Annotated in this window: 12 protein-coding genes; 8 read left to right on the top strand and 4 right to left on the bottom strand. The window is 62.7% G+C overall.

Annotated features, from left to right (window positions below):
- Window positions 1-111 precede the first annotated feature (111 nt).
- The 8 genes from BW994_RS06465 to BW994_RS06430 are packed head-to-tail and all read left to right on the top strand — an operon-like array spanning window position 112 to window position 9,216.
- Window positions 112-1,257 carry an ABC transporter ATP-binding protein gene (locus BW994_RS06465; RefSeq protein WP_245594082.1) on the top strand — a complete coding sequence of 382 codons (1,146 nt, stop codon included), beginning with the start codon at window positions 112-114 and terminating at the stop codon, window positions 1,255-1,257.
- A 13-nt stretch (window positions 1,258-1,270) separates the two neighbouring features.
- Complete coding sequence (locus tag BW994_RS06460; RefSeq protein ID WP_029311315.1) at window positions 1,271-2,206, top strand: ABC transporter permease; 936 nt, start codon at window positions 1,271-1,273, stop codon at window positions 2,204-2,206.
- Complete coding sequence (locus tag BW994_RS06455; RefSeq protein WP_029311316.1) at window positions 2,203-3,042, top strand: ABC transporter permease; 840 nt, start codon at window positions 2,203-2,205, stop codon at window positions 3,040-3,042. Before BW994_RS06460 ends, BW994_RS06455 begins: the two co-directional genes overlap by 4 nt.
- A 26-nt stretch (window positions 3,043-3,068) precedes the next feature.
- On the top strand, window positions 3,069-4,163 hold the full coding sequence (locus tag BW994_RS06450; RefSeq protein WP_245594083.1) for a polyamine ABC transporter substrate-binding protein: 1,095 nt from the start codon (window positions 3,069-3,071) through the stop codon (window positions 4,161-4,163).
- A gap of 55 nt (window positions 4,164-4,218) precedes the next feature.
- Entirely contained in the window at window positions 4,219-5,559 is a 1,341-nt protein-coding gene (locus BW994_RS06445) for a glutamine synthetase family protein (RefSeq protein ID WP_029311318.1), read from the top strand.
- Window positions 5,560-5,564: 5 nt separating this feature from the next.
- A complete protein-coding gene (locus BW994_RS06440; RefSeq protein ID WP_029311319.1) occupies window positions 5,565-6,824 on the top strand; it encodes an NAD(P)/FAD-dependent oxidoreductase in 1,260 nt (419 codons plus the stop codon).
- A complete protein-coding gene (locus tag BW994_RS06435; RefSeq protein ID WP_029311320.1) occupies window positions 6,821-8,323 on the top strand; it encodes a glycosyltransferase family 39 protein in 1,503 nt (500 codons plus the stop codon). Before BW994_RS06440 ends, BW994_RS06435 begins: the two co-directional genes overlap by 4 nt.
- The gene (locus tag BW994_RS06430) at window positions 8,320-9,216 is read left to right on the top strand and encodes an alpha/beta fold hydrolase (protein WP_029311321.1); all 897 of its coding nucleotides are present in this window, start codon (window positions 8,320-8,322) and stop codon (window positions 9,214-9,216) included. Before BW994_RS06435 ends, BW994_RS06430 begins: the two co-directional genes overlap by 4 nt.
- Here the strand turns inward: BW994_RS06430 and BW994_RS06425 are convergent.
- The 4 genes from BW994_RS06425 to BW994_RS06410 all read right to left on the bottom strand — a co-directional run bounded on the left by BW994_RS06425 (window position 9,205) and on the right by BW994_RS06410 (window position 14,984).
- Entirely contained in the window at window positions 9,205-10,779 is a 1,575-nt protein-coding gene (locus tag BW994_RS06425; RefSeq protein WP_029311322.1) for a 2-isopropylmalate synthase, read from the bottom strand. The genes BW994_RS06430 and BW994_RS06425 overlap by 12 nt on opposite strands.
- A 366-nt stretch (window positions 10,780-11,145) precedes the next feature.
- Window positions 11,146-12,237, bottom strand: coding sequence for a class I SAM-dependent RNA methyltransferase (locus BW994_RS06420; protein ID WP_029311323.1), 1,092 nt, complete (start codon window positions 12,235-12,237; stop codon window positions 11,146-11,148).
- 4 nt (window positions 12,238-12,241) lie between these two features.
- The gene (gene acpS / locus BW994_RS06415; protein ID WP_029311324.1) at window positions 12,242-12,646 is read right to left on the bottom strand and encodes a holo-ACP synthase; all 405 of its coding nucleotides are present in this window, start codon (window positions 12,644-12,646) and stop codon (window positions 12,242-12,244) included.
- 85 nt (window positions 12,647-12,731) lie between these two features.
- Window positions 12,732-14,984 (bottom strand): RelA/SpoT family protein, encoded by a 2,253-nt coding sequence (locus BW994_RS06410; protein WP_029311325.1) that lies wholly within the window; start codon window positions 14,982-14,984, stop codon window positions 12,732-12,734.
- Between the last annotated feature and the right edge of the window lie 12 nt (window positions 14,985-14,996).

Raw genomic sequence — 14,996 nt, 5'->3', positions numbered from 1 at the left:
AGAACAACGCCACCTACCCGCGAGACGCGGCACGTGGCCAGGGAGATTTGATGCGCGTGCCACCTGATCCGAACCGGCCCGAGCCGCCCCGGCAGCCCCCCGGAAGCCCGCATGGCTGAGCCCGCCATGCTGCCGCGAATCGCAGGACAGGCCGATGCCGCAACGTCATCGGCCCCAACGTCAGGTATCGCGCCGCGCGGCGCGATCCGCCTCGAAGGCATCAGCCGGGTATTCGGCGGCGGCGTGGTCGCGGTGGATCGGATCGATCTGGACATTCAGGCGGGTGAATTTTTCACACTGCTGGGGCCATCCGGTTGCGGCAAGACGACCCTGCTTCGCATGATCGCCGGGTTCGAAACGCCGGATGCCGGACGCATTCTGATCTCCGGGCGCGAGATGCAAAGCGTTCCGCCGCACAAGCGGCCGGTGAACACGGTGTTTCAGTCCTACGCGCTGTTTCCGCATCTGTCGGTCGCCGAGAACATCGGATTTGGCCTGCGAATGCGCGGCGTGGCAAGGCCAGAACGCCTGGCGCGCACCGAGCAGATCATGGCGCTGTTGCAGATCGATGCGTTCGCCCGGCGCAACCCGGCACAGCTGTCCGGCGGCCAGCGCCAACGCGTAGCACTGGCGCGCGCGCTGGTGAACGAGCCCGAGGTCGTCCTGCTCGATGAGCCGCTCTCGGCACTCGATGCGAAATTGCGGGCGGAATTGCAGGTCGAACTGATGCGGATGCAAAAGCGCCTGGGCATGACGTTCATTTTCGTCACGCACGACCAGCATGAGGCGCTGGTGATGAGCGACCGCATTGCCGTCATGGAACAAGGCCGCATGTTGCAGGTCGGCCCCGTGCTCGATGTCTACGAACAGCCACGCTCGGTATTCGTTGCGGAGTTTCTCGGCCTGTCGAACATCTGGAAATTCACGCCGCGGCCCGGCAACATGGCCGAAACCGCGATCGGCGCACTCTCGATCGCAACACCGATCACCACGCAGCGGACGGCGATGATCCGCCCCGAGAAAATCTGGCTCTACCCCGAGGCCGACGCGCCGCGCGACCGCCCGAACATGTTTGCCGGCGTCGTGCGCGAGGCGATCTACATGGGCGCGTCCACGCAATACAATGTCGCTCTGGCCGGCGGCGCGATCGTTCTGGCGCTCGACACCAATAACCAGGCCGCCGAGCGCAGTTGGGGGCCGGGAGAGCGGGTGGTGCTGGAACTCAAGCCCGCCAACATCATGCTGATCGACGGATGAAGCAAGGCTGGCCATGTCCGCGATAACCGGCGGCGCATCGATCCAGGGCAGCGCCGAGCGGGCGGAACGGCTGGCACGGGCCTGGCGACTCTGGATGACCGCCGGGCCCGGATTGTTCTGGATCGTGGTGTTCTTGCTGCTGCCGAGCCTGATCCTGCTCGGGATCGGTTTTTTCTCGATCGGCAATTACGGCAATCCGCATCTGCCGCTGTCGCTCGAGCCAATGCGCGAAGTCGCCGGGTATTCGATTCTGGGCTGGAGCCCGGATAACCTCGCAACGATCCTGCGCTCGCTGTTGCAGGCGATATCGGCGGCGGGGTTGACGATTCTGCTGGCCTATCCGGTGGTGTTCTTCATCATCACGCGCCCGCCGGCGCTGCGTCCGCTGCTGCTGCTGTTCGTCATCCTGCCGTCATGGACCAATCAGGTCGTGCGCACCTATGCGTGGATGGAGTTGCTCGGGCCGGGTTCCACGCTGTCGCATCTGGCGCAAGGCGCGGGGCTGATTCCGCCGCATCTCGGCCTGATGCCCGGGATTTTGGCAATGCAGATCGGCCTGACCTACAATTATCTGCCCTACATGGTCGTCCCGCTCTATGCCGCGGCAGAAAAACTCGATTGGAGCCTGGTCGAGGCCGGGCGGGATCTCTACGCCTCGGGGCGGCGATTGTTCTGGAGTGCGGTATTCCCGCAGACGATCCCCGGACTGCTGTCGGGGATCATCCTGGTCGCGATTCCAGCGTTCGGCGATTACGTCGTGCCGACGCTGCTGGGCGGCGGCAAATCGATGATGATCGGCTCGCTGATCGCCTCGCAGTTTCTCGACACACCAAACTGGCCCTACGGCGCGGCGCTGACGATTTTCATGCTGATTTTCACCTGTGCGGGGCTGATCGTATTCCGCGTGATGAGCAAGCGCCTCGGCAGTTCCGAAGGCAGCATGATATGAGCCAGAACCTGGCGCCGCCGATCCGCCGCGCGCTATTGCTGACCAGCCTGCCCGTGTACGGACTGTTATATGCGCCGCTCGCGCTCATCGCGGTCTTTTCCTTTGCACCAGCACCGGGCAGCACCACGGCGGGTCTGCACTGGTACAACGATCTGCTGCACGCGCCCGATGTGCTGGCGGCACTGCGCCGGTCACTCACGCTGGCGTTGGGATCATCGATCCTGGGTACCGCGCTCGGAACGTTGATGGGGTTCGGCCTCAGCCGCTTTCGCAGCCGCGCCCGATCGGGGTTTGCCGCGGCATTGCCGAGCCTGATCATCTATACGCCGATCATCATGCCCAGTCTGGTTTTCGGCATATCCGAGCTGATCTTTTTCAATTTGATGCATAAGGCGACCGGGCTGTTCGCGGCAGGGCTACTGACCATGGGCATCGCCCATGTGACGTTCCAGGCCCCCTATGTCGCACTCGTCGTATTCGCGCGCATGGCGGGGCTGGACCCGAATTTGTTCGAGGCGTCGCACGATCTCTACGCCAATGGCCGGCAATCGTTCCTGTATCTGACGGTGCCGGTGATCCGCCCCGCGATCATCGGCGGCTTCCTGCTCGCGTTCACATTGTCGATCGATGATTTCACCATCAGCTACTTCACCGCGGGGCCGGGCAGCACGACGCTGCCGATCTATATCTACAGCGCCGTGGCCCGCAAAGGCATCTCGCCCGACATCAATGCGCTCGCAACGCTGATGATTGCCACGGTGATCGGCATCGGCCTATTGCAATATGGTTTCACCCGGCAAAAAGATCGGCAAACTGTGCCACGCACCGGCGACTGAGCGACCAGATCAACAGGAGGTTAACAATGAAATACCGTAGCGACATCATCAAAAGAATCGTAGGGTCGGTGGCCCTGATCGGCAGTGTGATCGCCGGCACGATGGCAATGGCCCCGCCGGCACAGGCGGCGGGCAAAACGCTCTACCTGTTCAACTGGCAGGACTATATCGGCAAGGGGCTGATCAAGAAATACGAGGCGCATTGCGGCTGCACCGTGGTGCAGACTTATTACGATTCCAATTCGGCGCTGGCGGCGAAGCTGAAGGCGGGTGGCGATTCGCAATACGATGTCATCGTGCCGTCGAGCTATTACGTGCCGCAGCTGATCCATGAAGGTCTGATCGCCAAACTCGACAAGAAGGAAATCCCGAACTTCCGCAACCTCGCTGCTAAATTTCAGAACCCTTCCTATGACCCGAACGATGAATACACAATGCCCTATCAATGGGGCACGACCGGCATCGGCTATTTGAAAACCAAGGTGACCTCGCTGCCGGAAAGCTGGGCGGTCCTGTTCGACCCGAAGCTGAACCCGAGCTATCCGTTCGCGCTGATGGGTGGGTCCGGTCGTGATACCATCGGCGCCGCCTGTGCCTATCTGGGCTACCGGTTTACCTGCAACAAGAAAAGCGAGTGGATCAAGGCGGCGAAGCTGATCGAAAAGACCGAAAAGCGCAAGAACTTCACCGGCTTTGTCGACGGCGACCCCGCGATGGGCCAGATCAAGAAGGGTACGATCGCAATCGGCATGACGTTCAATGGTGCGGTTGCCGAATGTTACGATGACAAATCATGCCTGAATTCGGGCTATCTGCTGCCAAAACAGGGCAGCGAAATCTGGGTCGATACCATGGCGATTCCAAAGAGTGCGCCGGACCCGAAACTCGCCTATGATTTCATCAACTTCATTCTCTCAGCCAAGGCGGGCGCCGAACTTTCCAACTACAATCTCTATGGCAGTCCGAACGCGGCGGCCGGCCCGATGCTGAGCGATGCACTCAAGAAACCGCTGATCAAGCCGAACGCCATGCAAATGAAGTATCTGCATTTCCTGCCGGCGCTGGCAGGGACGAAATTGCAGACGTTCAACGCAATCTGGACCGCGGTGCGCCAACACTGACAGCGATTACGACGGCGCGCCCATTCCGGGCGCGTCGCTTCTATCCGAGGCTGATATGATCGATCTGATCGAATGGTTCAACGAACATCGCATTACCGAGGTCGAGTGCCTGGTGCCCGATATCACGGGCATTCCGCGTGGCAAGATCATGCCGGCCCAGAAATTCCACCAGGGCGGCGCACCGCGCCTGCCCGAGAGTGTTTTCATCCAGTCGGTCACCGGCGAATATCCCGACGATCCGGATGATATTCTGAGCGATCCCGCGATCATCGACATCAAACTGATCGCCGATCCTTCGACGGTTCGTCTGGTCCCCTGGGCGCATGAGCCGACCGCGCAGATCATCCATGATTGCCATTATGCCAACGGCAAACCAGTGCCGATCGCGCCGCGCCAAGTCCTACGTCAAGTGATGTCGCTCTACGCCGAGCGCGGCTGGAAACCGGTACTGGCACCGGAGCTTGAGTTCTATCTGGTCGGGCGCAACACCGACCCCGACTATCCGTTAGTGCCGCCGATCGGGCGGTCCGGCCGCCAGGAAACCGGTCGGCAGGCCTATTCGATCGATGCAGTCAATGAATTCGATCCGCTGTTCGAAGAGATGTATGATTTCTGCGAGATCCAGGAACTCGACCTCGATACGCTGATCCACGAGGAAGGTGCCGCACAGGTCGAGATCAATTTTCTGCACGGCGATCCATTGAACCGCGCCGATCAGGTATTTCTGTTCAAGCGCACGGTGCGCGAAGTGGCACTGCGCCACGATATCTACGCGACATTCATGGCCAAGCCGATGGGCCAAGAGCCCGGCAGTGCGATGCATGTGCATCAAAGCGTGGTCGATGCCGAAACCGGTGAGAACCTGTTCGCCGACCGCGATGGCAAACCGAGCGCGCTGTTCTTGTCCTTCATCGGCGGATTGCAGAAATATATTCCAGCAATCATGCCGATTTTCGCACCGAACGTGAATTCCTATCGCCGGCTCACGCGATTTTCCAACGCGCCGATCAATCTGCAATGGGGGCACGACAACCGCACCTGCGGCTTGCGCGTGCCGTTCGGCGAACCCTCAGCCATGCGGGTCGAAAACCGGGTACCCGGCGCGGATGCCAACCCCTATCTCGCATTCGCCGCCTCGCTCGCCTGCGGCTTTCTCGGCATGACCGAGGGATTGGGTGCGACACCGCCGTTCAAGGGATCGGCCTATTCGCAACCTTACAGCCTGCCGCGCGAACTTTCGCACGCGCTGGAAATGATGGAGCAGTCCCGCCCGTTGAACGATATTCTGGGCGAAAAGCTGGTACAGGTGTTCGTTGCGGTTAAACGTCTTGAATACGAAACATATTTGCGGGTTATCAGCTCTTGGGAGCGTGAACATCTGCTGCTGAACGTCTGAACGCCATGGCGCTGGCGAATTACTACGAGGCGACGGCTCGCTTTCCAACCACGACCGCACCATTATCCGGCGATCTGCGTTGCGACGTCGCAATCATCGGCGCCGGCATGACAGGATGTTCGGCAGCGTTGCATCTCGCCGAGCGCGGCTACCGCGTCGCGGTACTCGAAGCGCAGCACATCGGATTTGGTGCCTCCGGGCGCAACGGCGGGCAGGCGCTGCCGGGCTTCGCCGCCGGCCAGACCACCGTGCGCCGGCTGATGGGCGCGGGTGCCGCACGATCGCTGTGGGACATGACGGTGGAAGCGGTCGATCTGCTGCACGCGCAGATCGCGCGCTTCGCCATCCCGTGCGAGCCGCAGCGCGGCTACCTGCATGCCGCCGTCAAACCGCGCCAGATCCGCGAACTTCAAGACTGGCAGCAAGAACTTCACGAACTCGGCGCCGAGGGTTTCACCCTGCTGCAAGGGTCAGCGTTGCAGGCCCGGCTCGCCAGCCCGCGCTACAAGGCCGCGTTGCACGACCCGATCGCCGGACACATCCATCCGCTGAACTACACGCTCGGGCTTGGCCATGCGGCGGTGGCGGCTGGGGCGCAGATTTTCACCGGCACACGCGTCAGCACAATCGGCCAAGGTGAGCGCGTGACGCTGACAACACCGCAAGGCGTGGTGAGTGCCGATTACCTGCTGCTGTGCGGCAATGCCTATCTGGGCACGCTCTCGCGGCCGATCGCGGGCCATGTGATGCCGGTGGGCACCTACATCATTGCAACCGAATCACGGCCGGACATAAAGTCGCTGATCCCGAACAACGAAGCCGTGGCCGATCTGAATTTCGTGCTCGATTATTTTCGCCGCAGTACGGATGACCGGATGCTGTTCGGCGGCCGCGTATCGTATTCGACGCTGCCGCCCCCCAATCTCGCCGCCTCGATGCTGGGCCGCGCGAGGCGGGCATTTCCGCAACTCGCCGATGCGCGGGTCGATTACGTGTGGGGCGGCAATGTCGCGATCACGCGCAACCGGCTGCCGCATTTCGGGCGGCTCGGACGAAACATTCTCTTCGCGCAAGGATTTTCAGGCCACGGCGTCGCGTTGACCGGGCTGGCCGGCAAGCTGCTCGGCGAGGCCGTGGCAGGCCAGGCCGAGCGGTTCGACGTATTCGCACAAATCCCCCACGCGCGCTTTCCAGGCGGCCCGATGCTGCGAATGCCGAGCCTGGTGCTCGCCACCAGCTGGTTTCGTCTGCGCGACATGCTATGAAAACCGCCCGATCCGGTGCGCGGGTTCCGCTCGCCACGGCGATCGGCATTGCTGCAATCATTCTCCTGGTTATCGCCTGGTGCCGTGGCGGCGAGTACGACGAATATTACAGCATCTTTCTCATCGCGGGTCATGCCAGGCCGGACTGGCCGATTGTGCCGGTGCGCGTTGCGGCACTGCGCGGATGGTATCACGGCCATGCTAGTCTGCTCGAAATCGTCCGCGCACTGCGCCGGGGTGACGTTCATCCACCGCTCTATTTCTGGCTTTTGTCGTTCTGGCGCGATCTGGTCGGAATGGATCTGTTTCGACTTCGCATCTTATCGATACTCCTGACGCTGCTGGCCTTGGCAACTCTGGCGCGGGTCGCCCGCCACCTCGGCGTGGCGCCATCCCTCGTAATCGTTCTGACCGTGCTGTGCTACTGTTTTGCCTATACCGGCGTGGTTGCGCGCAATTTCGCGCTGACCGATGCGCTGTCACTCACCGGCGTCATGCTGCTGCTGGAAGCCGCGGCACAGCCAACCCGCCCGATCGCGCTGCTCGGCGGAATCGCGCTCGGCGCCGCCTGTTTTTCGAATTATCTCGCCAGTTTCACAACGATTGCGGCCCTCGGATGGTTCGCCATCATCAACCGCCGCCGTCCCGGCATGGCGCTGCTGCCCGCACTCGGCGCCGGCTTGTTCATCCCCGCCGGTGCGTGGTTCTTTCTGGCGCAGGCGGAGAGCCGCAAGGGGCAGTTTCACGCGTTCAAACCGTTACGCGCCCTGATCGATCTCGGTCGTGATCAGGCAGGTGCCGTGCTCGGTGCGTTGCCGCGCTACGCCCCGCCGCCGTGGTCGGTCGCGCTCGCGGTGGCGCTCGGCTTGCTTACTTTGCTGCTATCGATCATCGTGATCCGCGATGGCCTGCCACGGCTGGCACCGCGCCATCGTGAATTGGTGGTGAGCCTGATCCTCGCACCGCCCCTGGGCCTGCTGGCACTCGGCGCCGCCTTCAATAACACGCCGATCGAGGTGCGCTACGTCTGGCTCGGCCTGCCCTATATCGGCCTCGCCCTGGCGGCGGGTTTGCGCAACCGGCCCCGGCTCGCTTCACTGGTCATTGCGGTCCAAGCCGCCGCGATCATCGGGCTGGCGATCGCGCCGCAGACCATGCAGCCGGCGGCGCGCACCGCACGCGATGCGGCGGCGCTGGCGGCTGCCGGCACGCTGGTTCTGGTGCCGTTCGGCAACGACGGGGTCGGGATTCCCGGCCCCTTCATCGCCGCCGCCCCTTCGAGCCTCATGGTGCAGATCGTGCGCGCAGCCACCCCTACCCTGCCCGCCGACAGCGCGCGATTCCATCGCGTCATCATCGCGAATATCGAAGTGGATGCCGCAAGCCGCGCCCTCGTTCCACGGCTGGTCGCGCTGTTCACCGCCGCCCCCTGCCGCACGTTGCAGGACTCTCCGGCCGATGTCATCGTGTTCGACAATAACTGCCAGGGGCCGCAATGACCGATCCGTTCGATGCCTTCACGCTCCGCCACATCACGCTCGATGATGGCCGAACCTTCCGCCTGCGAACCCACGGCAGCGGACCGGCCCTGGTCATGCTGCACGGCATGCCGCAGACCCATTACATCTGGCACAAGATCGCCCCGGCTCTGGCCGAGCATTTCACCGTGATCTGCCCAGACATCACCGGCTACGGCGAGACCTTCAAGCCGCCGGCCACCACCGATCATGCGCCCTACGCGAAGCGGGCGATGGCCGGCGATATCATCGCCCTGCTCGATCATCTGGGGGTCAGCGATTTCGCGCTGGTCGGGCACGATCGCGGCGCGCGCGTCGCGCATCGGCTCACGCTCGATCATCCGGCCCGGGTCCGGTATCTGGCCATGCTGGATATCATTCCGACCATAGAACATTTCGAGCGCACCGACATGCGCTTCGCGATGGGGTATTATCACTGGTTTTTTCTCGCCCAGCCCCATCCGTTTCCGGAGGAGTTGATCAACCTCGATGCCGGCGCCTGGCTGCTGGCGCAGAGCGCCCGGCACAAAACGGCAGGTGCGGTATTCGCTGCACCGGCCATGGCGGATTATCAGCGCTGCATCGCCAACCCGGCGACGGTGGTGGCGATCTGCGAGGATTATCGCGCCGCCGCCACGATCGATCTGGAGCACGATCTCACGAGCCGCGCGAATGGTTTGAAAATCGCCTGCCCCACGCTGGTTCTTTGGGGAGAGCGCGGGTTGGTCGGGGCACTGTACGAGCCGCTGGCGATCTGGCGCGACTACTGCGCAAGCTCGCTCAGCGGTGCCGCCATGCCCTCCGGCCACTACCTTGCCGAGGAAGCGCCGGAGGAAACATTGGCCGCCCTACGCGCGTTTTTGTCAGGCGGATAGCGCCGCGGGCTCGGTCCGCGCGCGCTTGACCATGAGCTTGTTCAACGCATGCACATAGGCGCGCGCGGCCGCCACGATCGTGTCGGTATCCGCACCCTGGCCATCGACCAGCTTGCCGCCCTCCTCAAGCCGCACACCGCAGCGCGCCTGCGCATCGGTGCCCTCAGTCACCGCGCCCACCGTGAACAGGCGCAACTCCGCCTCGTGCGGCGCAATCGCGCGGATCGCGTTGAACGTGGCATCGACCGGCCCGTCCCCCAGCGACTCGTGTTCATGCAGCACGCCATCGACCTCGAGTTCGAGCACCGCGCGCGGCTGAGCCTTCGAGCCTGACCACACCTGCAACGAAATGAATTTGATCCGGCTCTGCTCGCGCACCACGGTTTCATCGAACAGCGCCGTGATGTCTTCGTCATAAACCAGCTTCTTGCGATCCGCGAGATCCTTGAACCGGCGGAACGCATCGTTCAGCGCATTGTCGCCAACTTCGCCATAGCCAAGGCTGCGCAGCTTGTCGCGGAACGCGGCACGGCCGGAGTGTTTGCCCAGCACCAGGCTGGTCTTTTGCCAACCGACCGATTCCGGCGTCATGATTTCATAGGTCGCGGCGTTTTTCAGCACGCCGTCCTGGTGAATGCCGCTTTCATGCGCAAAGGCGTTGCGCCCAACGATCGCCTTGTTCGGCTGCACATCAAACCCGGTGATTGCAGCAAGGAGTTTCGACGTTCGCAGAATTTTAGGACTATCGATCCCGTTGTTGAACGGCACCGCATCATGCCGGGTGCGGATCGCCATAACCACTTCTTCGAGTGCCGCATTGCCGGCGCGCTCGCCGATCCCGTTGATCGTGCATTCGATCTGCCGGGCACCGGCGCCCACCGCGGCCAATGTGTTAGCAACAGCGAGGCCAAGATCGTTATGATTATGCGTCGAAAAAATCACGCCATCGGCGCCCGGCACGCGCGTACGCAGCATGGTGAAAATGCGCGCGATATCCTCGGGCACCGAATACCCGACCGTGTCGGGAATATTGATCGTGGTCGCCCCCGCCTTGATGGCGGCTTCGACGCAGCGGCACAGAAAATCGGGCTCGGTCCGGCTGCCGTCCTCGGCCGACCATTCGACATCGTCGGTAAAGTCCCGCGCCAGCGCAACCGATCGGCCGACCGCTTCGAGCACGGCGTCCGGTTCCATCCGCAGCTTATACTTCATATGCAGCGGCGAGGTGGAAATGAAGGTATGGATGCGCTTGCGCTCCGCAGGCTTCACCGCCTCGGCCGCGCGCAGAATATCATCGCGGCCGGAGCGCGCGAGGCCGGTAATCACCGGGCCACGAATGCTCTGCGCAATGTGCTGCACGCTCTCGAAATCGCCAATGCTCGCAATCGGAAAGCCGGCTTCAATGACATCGACCCCAAGCTCGGCCAATGCCTCGGCCATGCGCAGTTTTTCATCGAGATTCATCGAAAAACCGGGCGATTGCTCGCCATCACGCAAAGTGGTGTCGAATATGATAACGCGATTGTCGGCAATCATGCCGAAATTAGGATGGTTGATGCTCATGGCGGGTCTCGCTTCGGTGCTGGTTTTCAGGCGTTCGAACTCTGGCTCCCCTGTGCGCGCCGGGTTTCAGCCCGGAATTACGCCCAGGGGTGAATAAGTCGAAGCGCGATCGCGGCACGCAGCGACAAAGCCGCGTGGCGGATGCAAATCTCGGAACGGAAGACCGTTTCGCTCATGTTCCAGCGATAACACCGTTACCGAGCGGGTGCAACTTGGGGGTTGGGCAGTAGGAAGGAAGTCCTTCTTTTTTGTAAAAAAGAAGCAAAAAACTTTTTGACTCTGGGGCACGGGCGTTTTCACCGCCACCGGCCCAGATGAACAAAGTTTTTTTGCTTCCTTTTTGTTCACAAAAAAGAAGACTCTTCCTCACGCCAGCGCGAACACCACCACAGCCTCCAGATGAACCGACCCCGCAAACTGATCGATCGGGCTGGCCGCCAGCACCTCGTACCCAGCCTGGCGCAGCCATTTCGCCTCACGCGCCAGCGCTTCGGGATTGCAACTGACATAGATCACCCGCGGAATTTTCGCTTCGATGATCGCGCGCATCTGCGGCCCCGCGCCATCGAACGGCGGGTCGAGCACAATCCCGGCGGCGTCGGCGAATTCCTTGGCGGTCACCGGCCGGCGCGCCAGATCGCGGGTTTCGACGGTGATTTTACCGCTCAGCCCGGCAAGTCGCGCACCGGCTTCAAGGACCGCGCAGGCCGGTTTGCTGCCCTCGACCGCGTGAACCCGCGCGTGCGCGGCGATCGCACCGGTCAGCGTGCCGATGCCGGCATAGAGCTCCACGATGCGGGATTTACGGGTCAGCCTGCCCGGCAGACCGGCGATCACGGCGGCGCGGATCGCAGCCTCACCCTCGCGGGTCGGTTGCAGAAAGGCGCCCGGCGGCGGTGCCACGGTCAACCCGCCCACATCGAGCGTAATCGCATGCACCACGAGCACGGGTTCATCGCCCAGGCTGATGCGCGCAAGGCCGTGGGCGCGGGCGAAAGCGACCAGCCAGGAGCGATCCGCCGCCGTCGCCTCGCCATCCAGCACCACCGACACATCGAGCCCGGTATCGATCGCGTTGATCAGCACACTGCCGGTCTTGCGAAATCCGGCGAGCTTGCCGAGCAACTCGCGCAGCGGGCCGATCAGGGCCGCAATCTCCGGCCGCGCCAGGGGGCATTCGGTGATATCGACCACATCGCGCGAGCGCGCCGCGTGAAACCCGAGCCGAACCGCGCCCGCAACCCGCATCGCCGCGAAATCGACTCGGCGTCGCGTGCCCATCGGAATGAGCAGGAGCGGTGCGATCGGCGCATCGGGGTAGCCGGCATGCGCCAGCGCCTCCACCAGCGCCGCCCGCTTGGCCGCGGCGTAGCGCGCCGGTGGCACATCCTGCTCGGTACAGCCGCCGCAAACGTCGAAATGCCGGCAAACCGCCGGCACCGTTTCATACTCGATCATAGGTTCAGGTACCTTCCCGTGCCTCGATGATCACATGCGCATAGGCGTAGGGATATTCATCGGTCAGCGACACGTGGATAAACGGCGTCTTTCCCGGCAAAATCAAGCGCGCCAGCTGCACCGCAGCCCCGCCGGTGAGCGCCATGGTGGGTTGGCCGGAGGGCAGATTGATCACGCCGAGGTCGGAGAAAAACACGCCGCGCCGAAACCCGGTGCCAAGCGCCTTCGCGCAAGCTTCCTTGGCGGCAAACCGCTTGGCGTAGCTCGATGCGCGCTGATGCGGCCGGCGTTCGGCGCGCCGTTGCTCGATTGCGGTGAAGATACGCCCGGTGAACCGATCGCCGAAGCGGGCCAGCGTCTCCTCGATGCGCCGGATATCACAAAGGTCGGAACCAATGCCGACAATCATGGCAACAACGCCACAAAGCCCGACACCAAACAAACAAAAGTTTTTTGCGTCTTTTTTACAAAAAAGAAGTCGTCTTGCCTTCCCCTCACGTCCGCGCCCGATCCACCTGCGCCACCCCGCCCGCCGCCCGCAACCCCGCAATCACCTGCGACAGGTGCCGCAGGTCGCGCACTTCGACATCCATGAGGCATTCGAAAAAATCCTGCTGACGATGCACGATCTTCAAATTCGCGATGGCACCGTCCTGTTTGGAGACAGCGTTGGCGAGGTTGGCGACCGCATTGGCGGCGTTGGCGGCAATCACGCTGATCCGCCCGGTGAACGGCCGGTCGCGCCCAGCACCATCCTTGCCGCCGTCCTTCGCCTGGCCGAGCTGCGCGTAATCCCAATCGACATCGATGAAGCGTTCCGGCGTGGTGGCGAAGGTTTCCAGCGTCATGCAGTCGCGGGCGTGGATCGTCACACCCTTGCCGGTCGCGATGATGCCAACGATCTTATCGCCCGGCAGCGGATGGCAGCAGCCGGCGTAATGAACCTCCATGCCGGAGATCAACCCGGTCAGCGGCAGTTCGTTCGAGCGTGCCGGCGGCCGGGCCGGGCGCGCAAGCATACCAGGGACAATGCGCGAGGGCCGGGTTTCCCGCAGTTCGGGGTAGATCGCCTGCACCACGTCCTTCGCGCCCAGATTACCGGTGCCGACCGCGACGTAGAGATCATCGAGGCTGGCCTGTTTCAGCGCTTTCAAAGCGCCGTCCAGCACTTTTTCCGAACCATCCACCCCGTCCTGGCGAAACGCCTTGGCCAGCGCCGCCTTGCCCTGATCGCGGTTCTGTTCGCGGACCTGGCTGGCCAGAAAGCGGCGGATGCGCGCGCGCGCTTTGCCGGTGACGACGAAGCGCTCCCACGATGGCGAAGGCGTGCCGCCGCGCGCGGTGAGAATCTCGACCTGATCGCCGTTCTGCAATTCATAGCGCAGCGGCATCAACCTTCCGTTGATCCGCGCGCCGACGCAGGTATCGCCGATCTGCGAGTGAACCGCGTAAGCGAAATCGACCGCGGTGGCCCCGCGCGGCAACTGGATCAGCTGGCCCTTCGGCGTGAAGCAGAAGACCTGGTCCTGATAGAGTTCGAGCTTGGTGTTTTCCAGGAATTCATCGGGGGCCGCCGAGTTCTCCAGAATCTCGAGCAAATCCTGCACCCAGCGGAATTGCTTCACGTCGGCGGGTGATGCGTCTTCCTGCTTATAGACCCAATGCGCGGCGACGCCGTTTTCCGCAATGGCGTGCATGTCCGGCGTGCGGATCTGCAATTCGATCTTCTGATTGCGCGGGTGGCGCAAGGTGACGCCGGTATGCAGCGACTGGTAATGGTTCGCCTTGGGCGTCGAGATATAGTCCTTGAACCGGCCCGCGATCACCGGGAACGCGGCGTGAATCGCACCGAGCGCCACATAACATTGCTCGCGCGACGGCACCAGAATGCGGAACGCCATGATGTCGGACAATTGCTCGAACGCGACATTGCGCCGCTGCATCTTCTCCCAGATCGAAAAGATCGATTTCTCACGGCCGGAAATATCGATCACCTCGACACCGGCGGCCGCAAAAATCCGCAGCAATTCGGCACGCACCTCGTCGATCACGTCCGCACCCTGACCGCGCAGGAAATTCATCCGCGCCTGGATCGAATCATAAGCCTCCGGGTCGAGCACGGCGAACGACAGGTTCTGCAGTTCGGTCTTCACACGGTCCATGCCGATGCGTTCGGCGAGCGGCGCATAGATTTCCATGGTCTCGCGCGCAATGCGCGCCCGGCGCTCCGGCTCGCGCATGAAATGGATGGTGCGCATATTGTGCAGCCGATCCGCCAGTTTGACGAGCAGGACCCTGATGTCCTTGCTCATCGCAAGCACCAGCTTGCGGAAATTTTCCGCCTGCTTCGTGCGGTCCGATTGCAATTCCAGCCGCGTGAGCTTGGTCACGCCATCGACCAGCCCGGCCACCTCGGCACCGAACCGCGATTGCAGCGCCGGCAGCGTGACCTTGGTATCCTCGATCACATCGTGCAGCAGGGCGGTGATAATGCTGTCGCCATCGAGTCGGTAGCCGGCCAGAATATCGGCGACGGCGAGCGGATGGGTAATATAAGGATCGCCGTTTTCCCGGGTCTGGGCGGCGTGCGCCTCGGCGGCGATCGTATAGGCCTGATCGATCAAGACGGGATCGATCTTGGCATCATAACTGCCAATCCGGCTCAGCAGGGGCAGGACGGCGTCGTGAAACACGCCCGGTCCGGTCGCAATGCCATCCGGCGCGGCGGCGGGCTGGTTCAACCCCATCCCGGCGCGCCG

This window comes from Acidiphilium rubrum, assembly GCF_900156265.1.
Classification (GTDB): domain Bacteria; phylum Pseudomonadota; class Alphaproteobacteria; order Acetobacterales; family Acetobacteraceae; genus Acidiphilium; species Acidiphilium rubrum.
The sequence above is the reverse complement of the archived record's forward strand: the minus strand, read 5'-3'. Positions and strand labels throughout refer to the sequence as shown.

What these genes read in the sequence shown, in the direction of transcription:
- BW994_RS06420 (WP_029311323.1), bottom strand. Translation starts at nt 12,237, where the DNA reads ATGATCGAGTATGAAACGGTGCCGGCGGTTTGCCGGCATTTCGACGTT.
- BW994_RS06465 (WP_245594082.1), top strand. Translation starts at nt 112, where the DNA reads ATGGCTGAGCCCGCCATGCTGCCGCGAATCGCAGGACAGGCCGATGCC.
- BW994_RS06455 (WP_029311316.1), top strand. Translation starts at nt 2,203, where the DNA reads ATGAGCCAGAACCTGGCGCCGCCGATCCGCCGCGCGCTATTGCTGACC.
- BW994_RS06460 (WP_029311315.1), top strand. Translation starts at nt 1,271, where the DNA reads ATGTCCGCGATAACCGGCGGCGCATCGATCCAGGGCAGCGCCGAGCGG.
- BW994_RS06440 (WP_029311319.1), top strand. Translation starts at nt 5,565, where the DNA reads ATGGCGCTGGCGAATTACTACGAGGCGACGGCTCGCTTTCCAACCACG.
- acpS (WP_029311324.1), bottom strand. Translation starts at nt 12,646, where the DNA reads ATGATTGTCGGCATTGGTTCCGACCTTTGTGATATCCGGCGCATCGAG.
- BW994_RS06430 (WP_029311321.1), top strand. Translation starts at nt 8,320, where the DNA reads ATGACCGATCCGTTCGATGCCTTCACGCTCCGCCACATCACGCTCGAT.
- BW994_RS06445 (WP_029311318.1), top strand. Translation starts at nt 4,219, where the DNA reads ATGATCGATCTGATCGAATGGTTCAACGAACATCGCATTACCGAGGTC.
- BW994_RS06450 (WP_245594083.1), top strand. Translation starts at nt 3,069, where the DNA reads ATGAAATACCGTAGCGACATCATCAAAAGAATCGTAGGGTCGGTGGCC.
- BW994_RS06410 (WP_029311325.1), bottom strand. Translation starts at nt 14,984, where the DNA reads ATGGGGTTGAACCAGCCCGCCGCCGCGCCGGATGGCATTGCGACCGGA.
- BW994_RS06425 (WP_029311322.1), bottom strand. Translation starts at nt 10,779, where the DNA reads ATGAGCATCAACCATCCTAATTTCGGCATGATTGCCGACAATCGCGTT.
- BW994_RS06435 (WP_029311320.1), top strand. Translation starts at nt 6,821, where the DNA reads ATGAAAACCGCCCGATCCGGTGCGCGGGTTCCGCTCGCCACGGCGATC.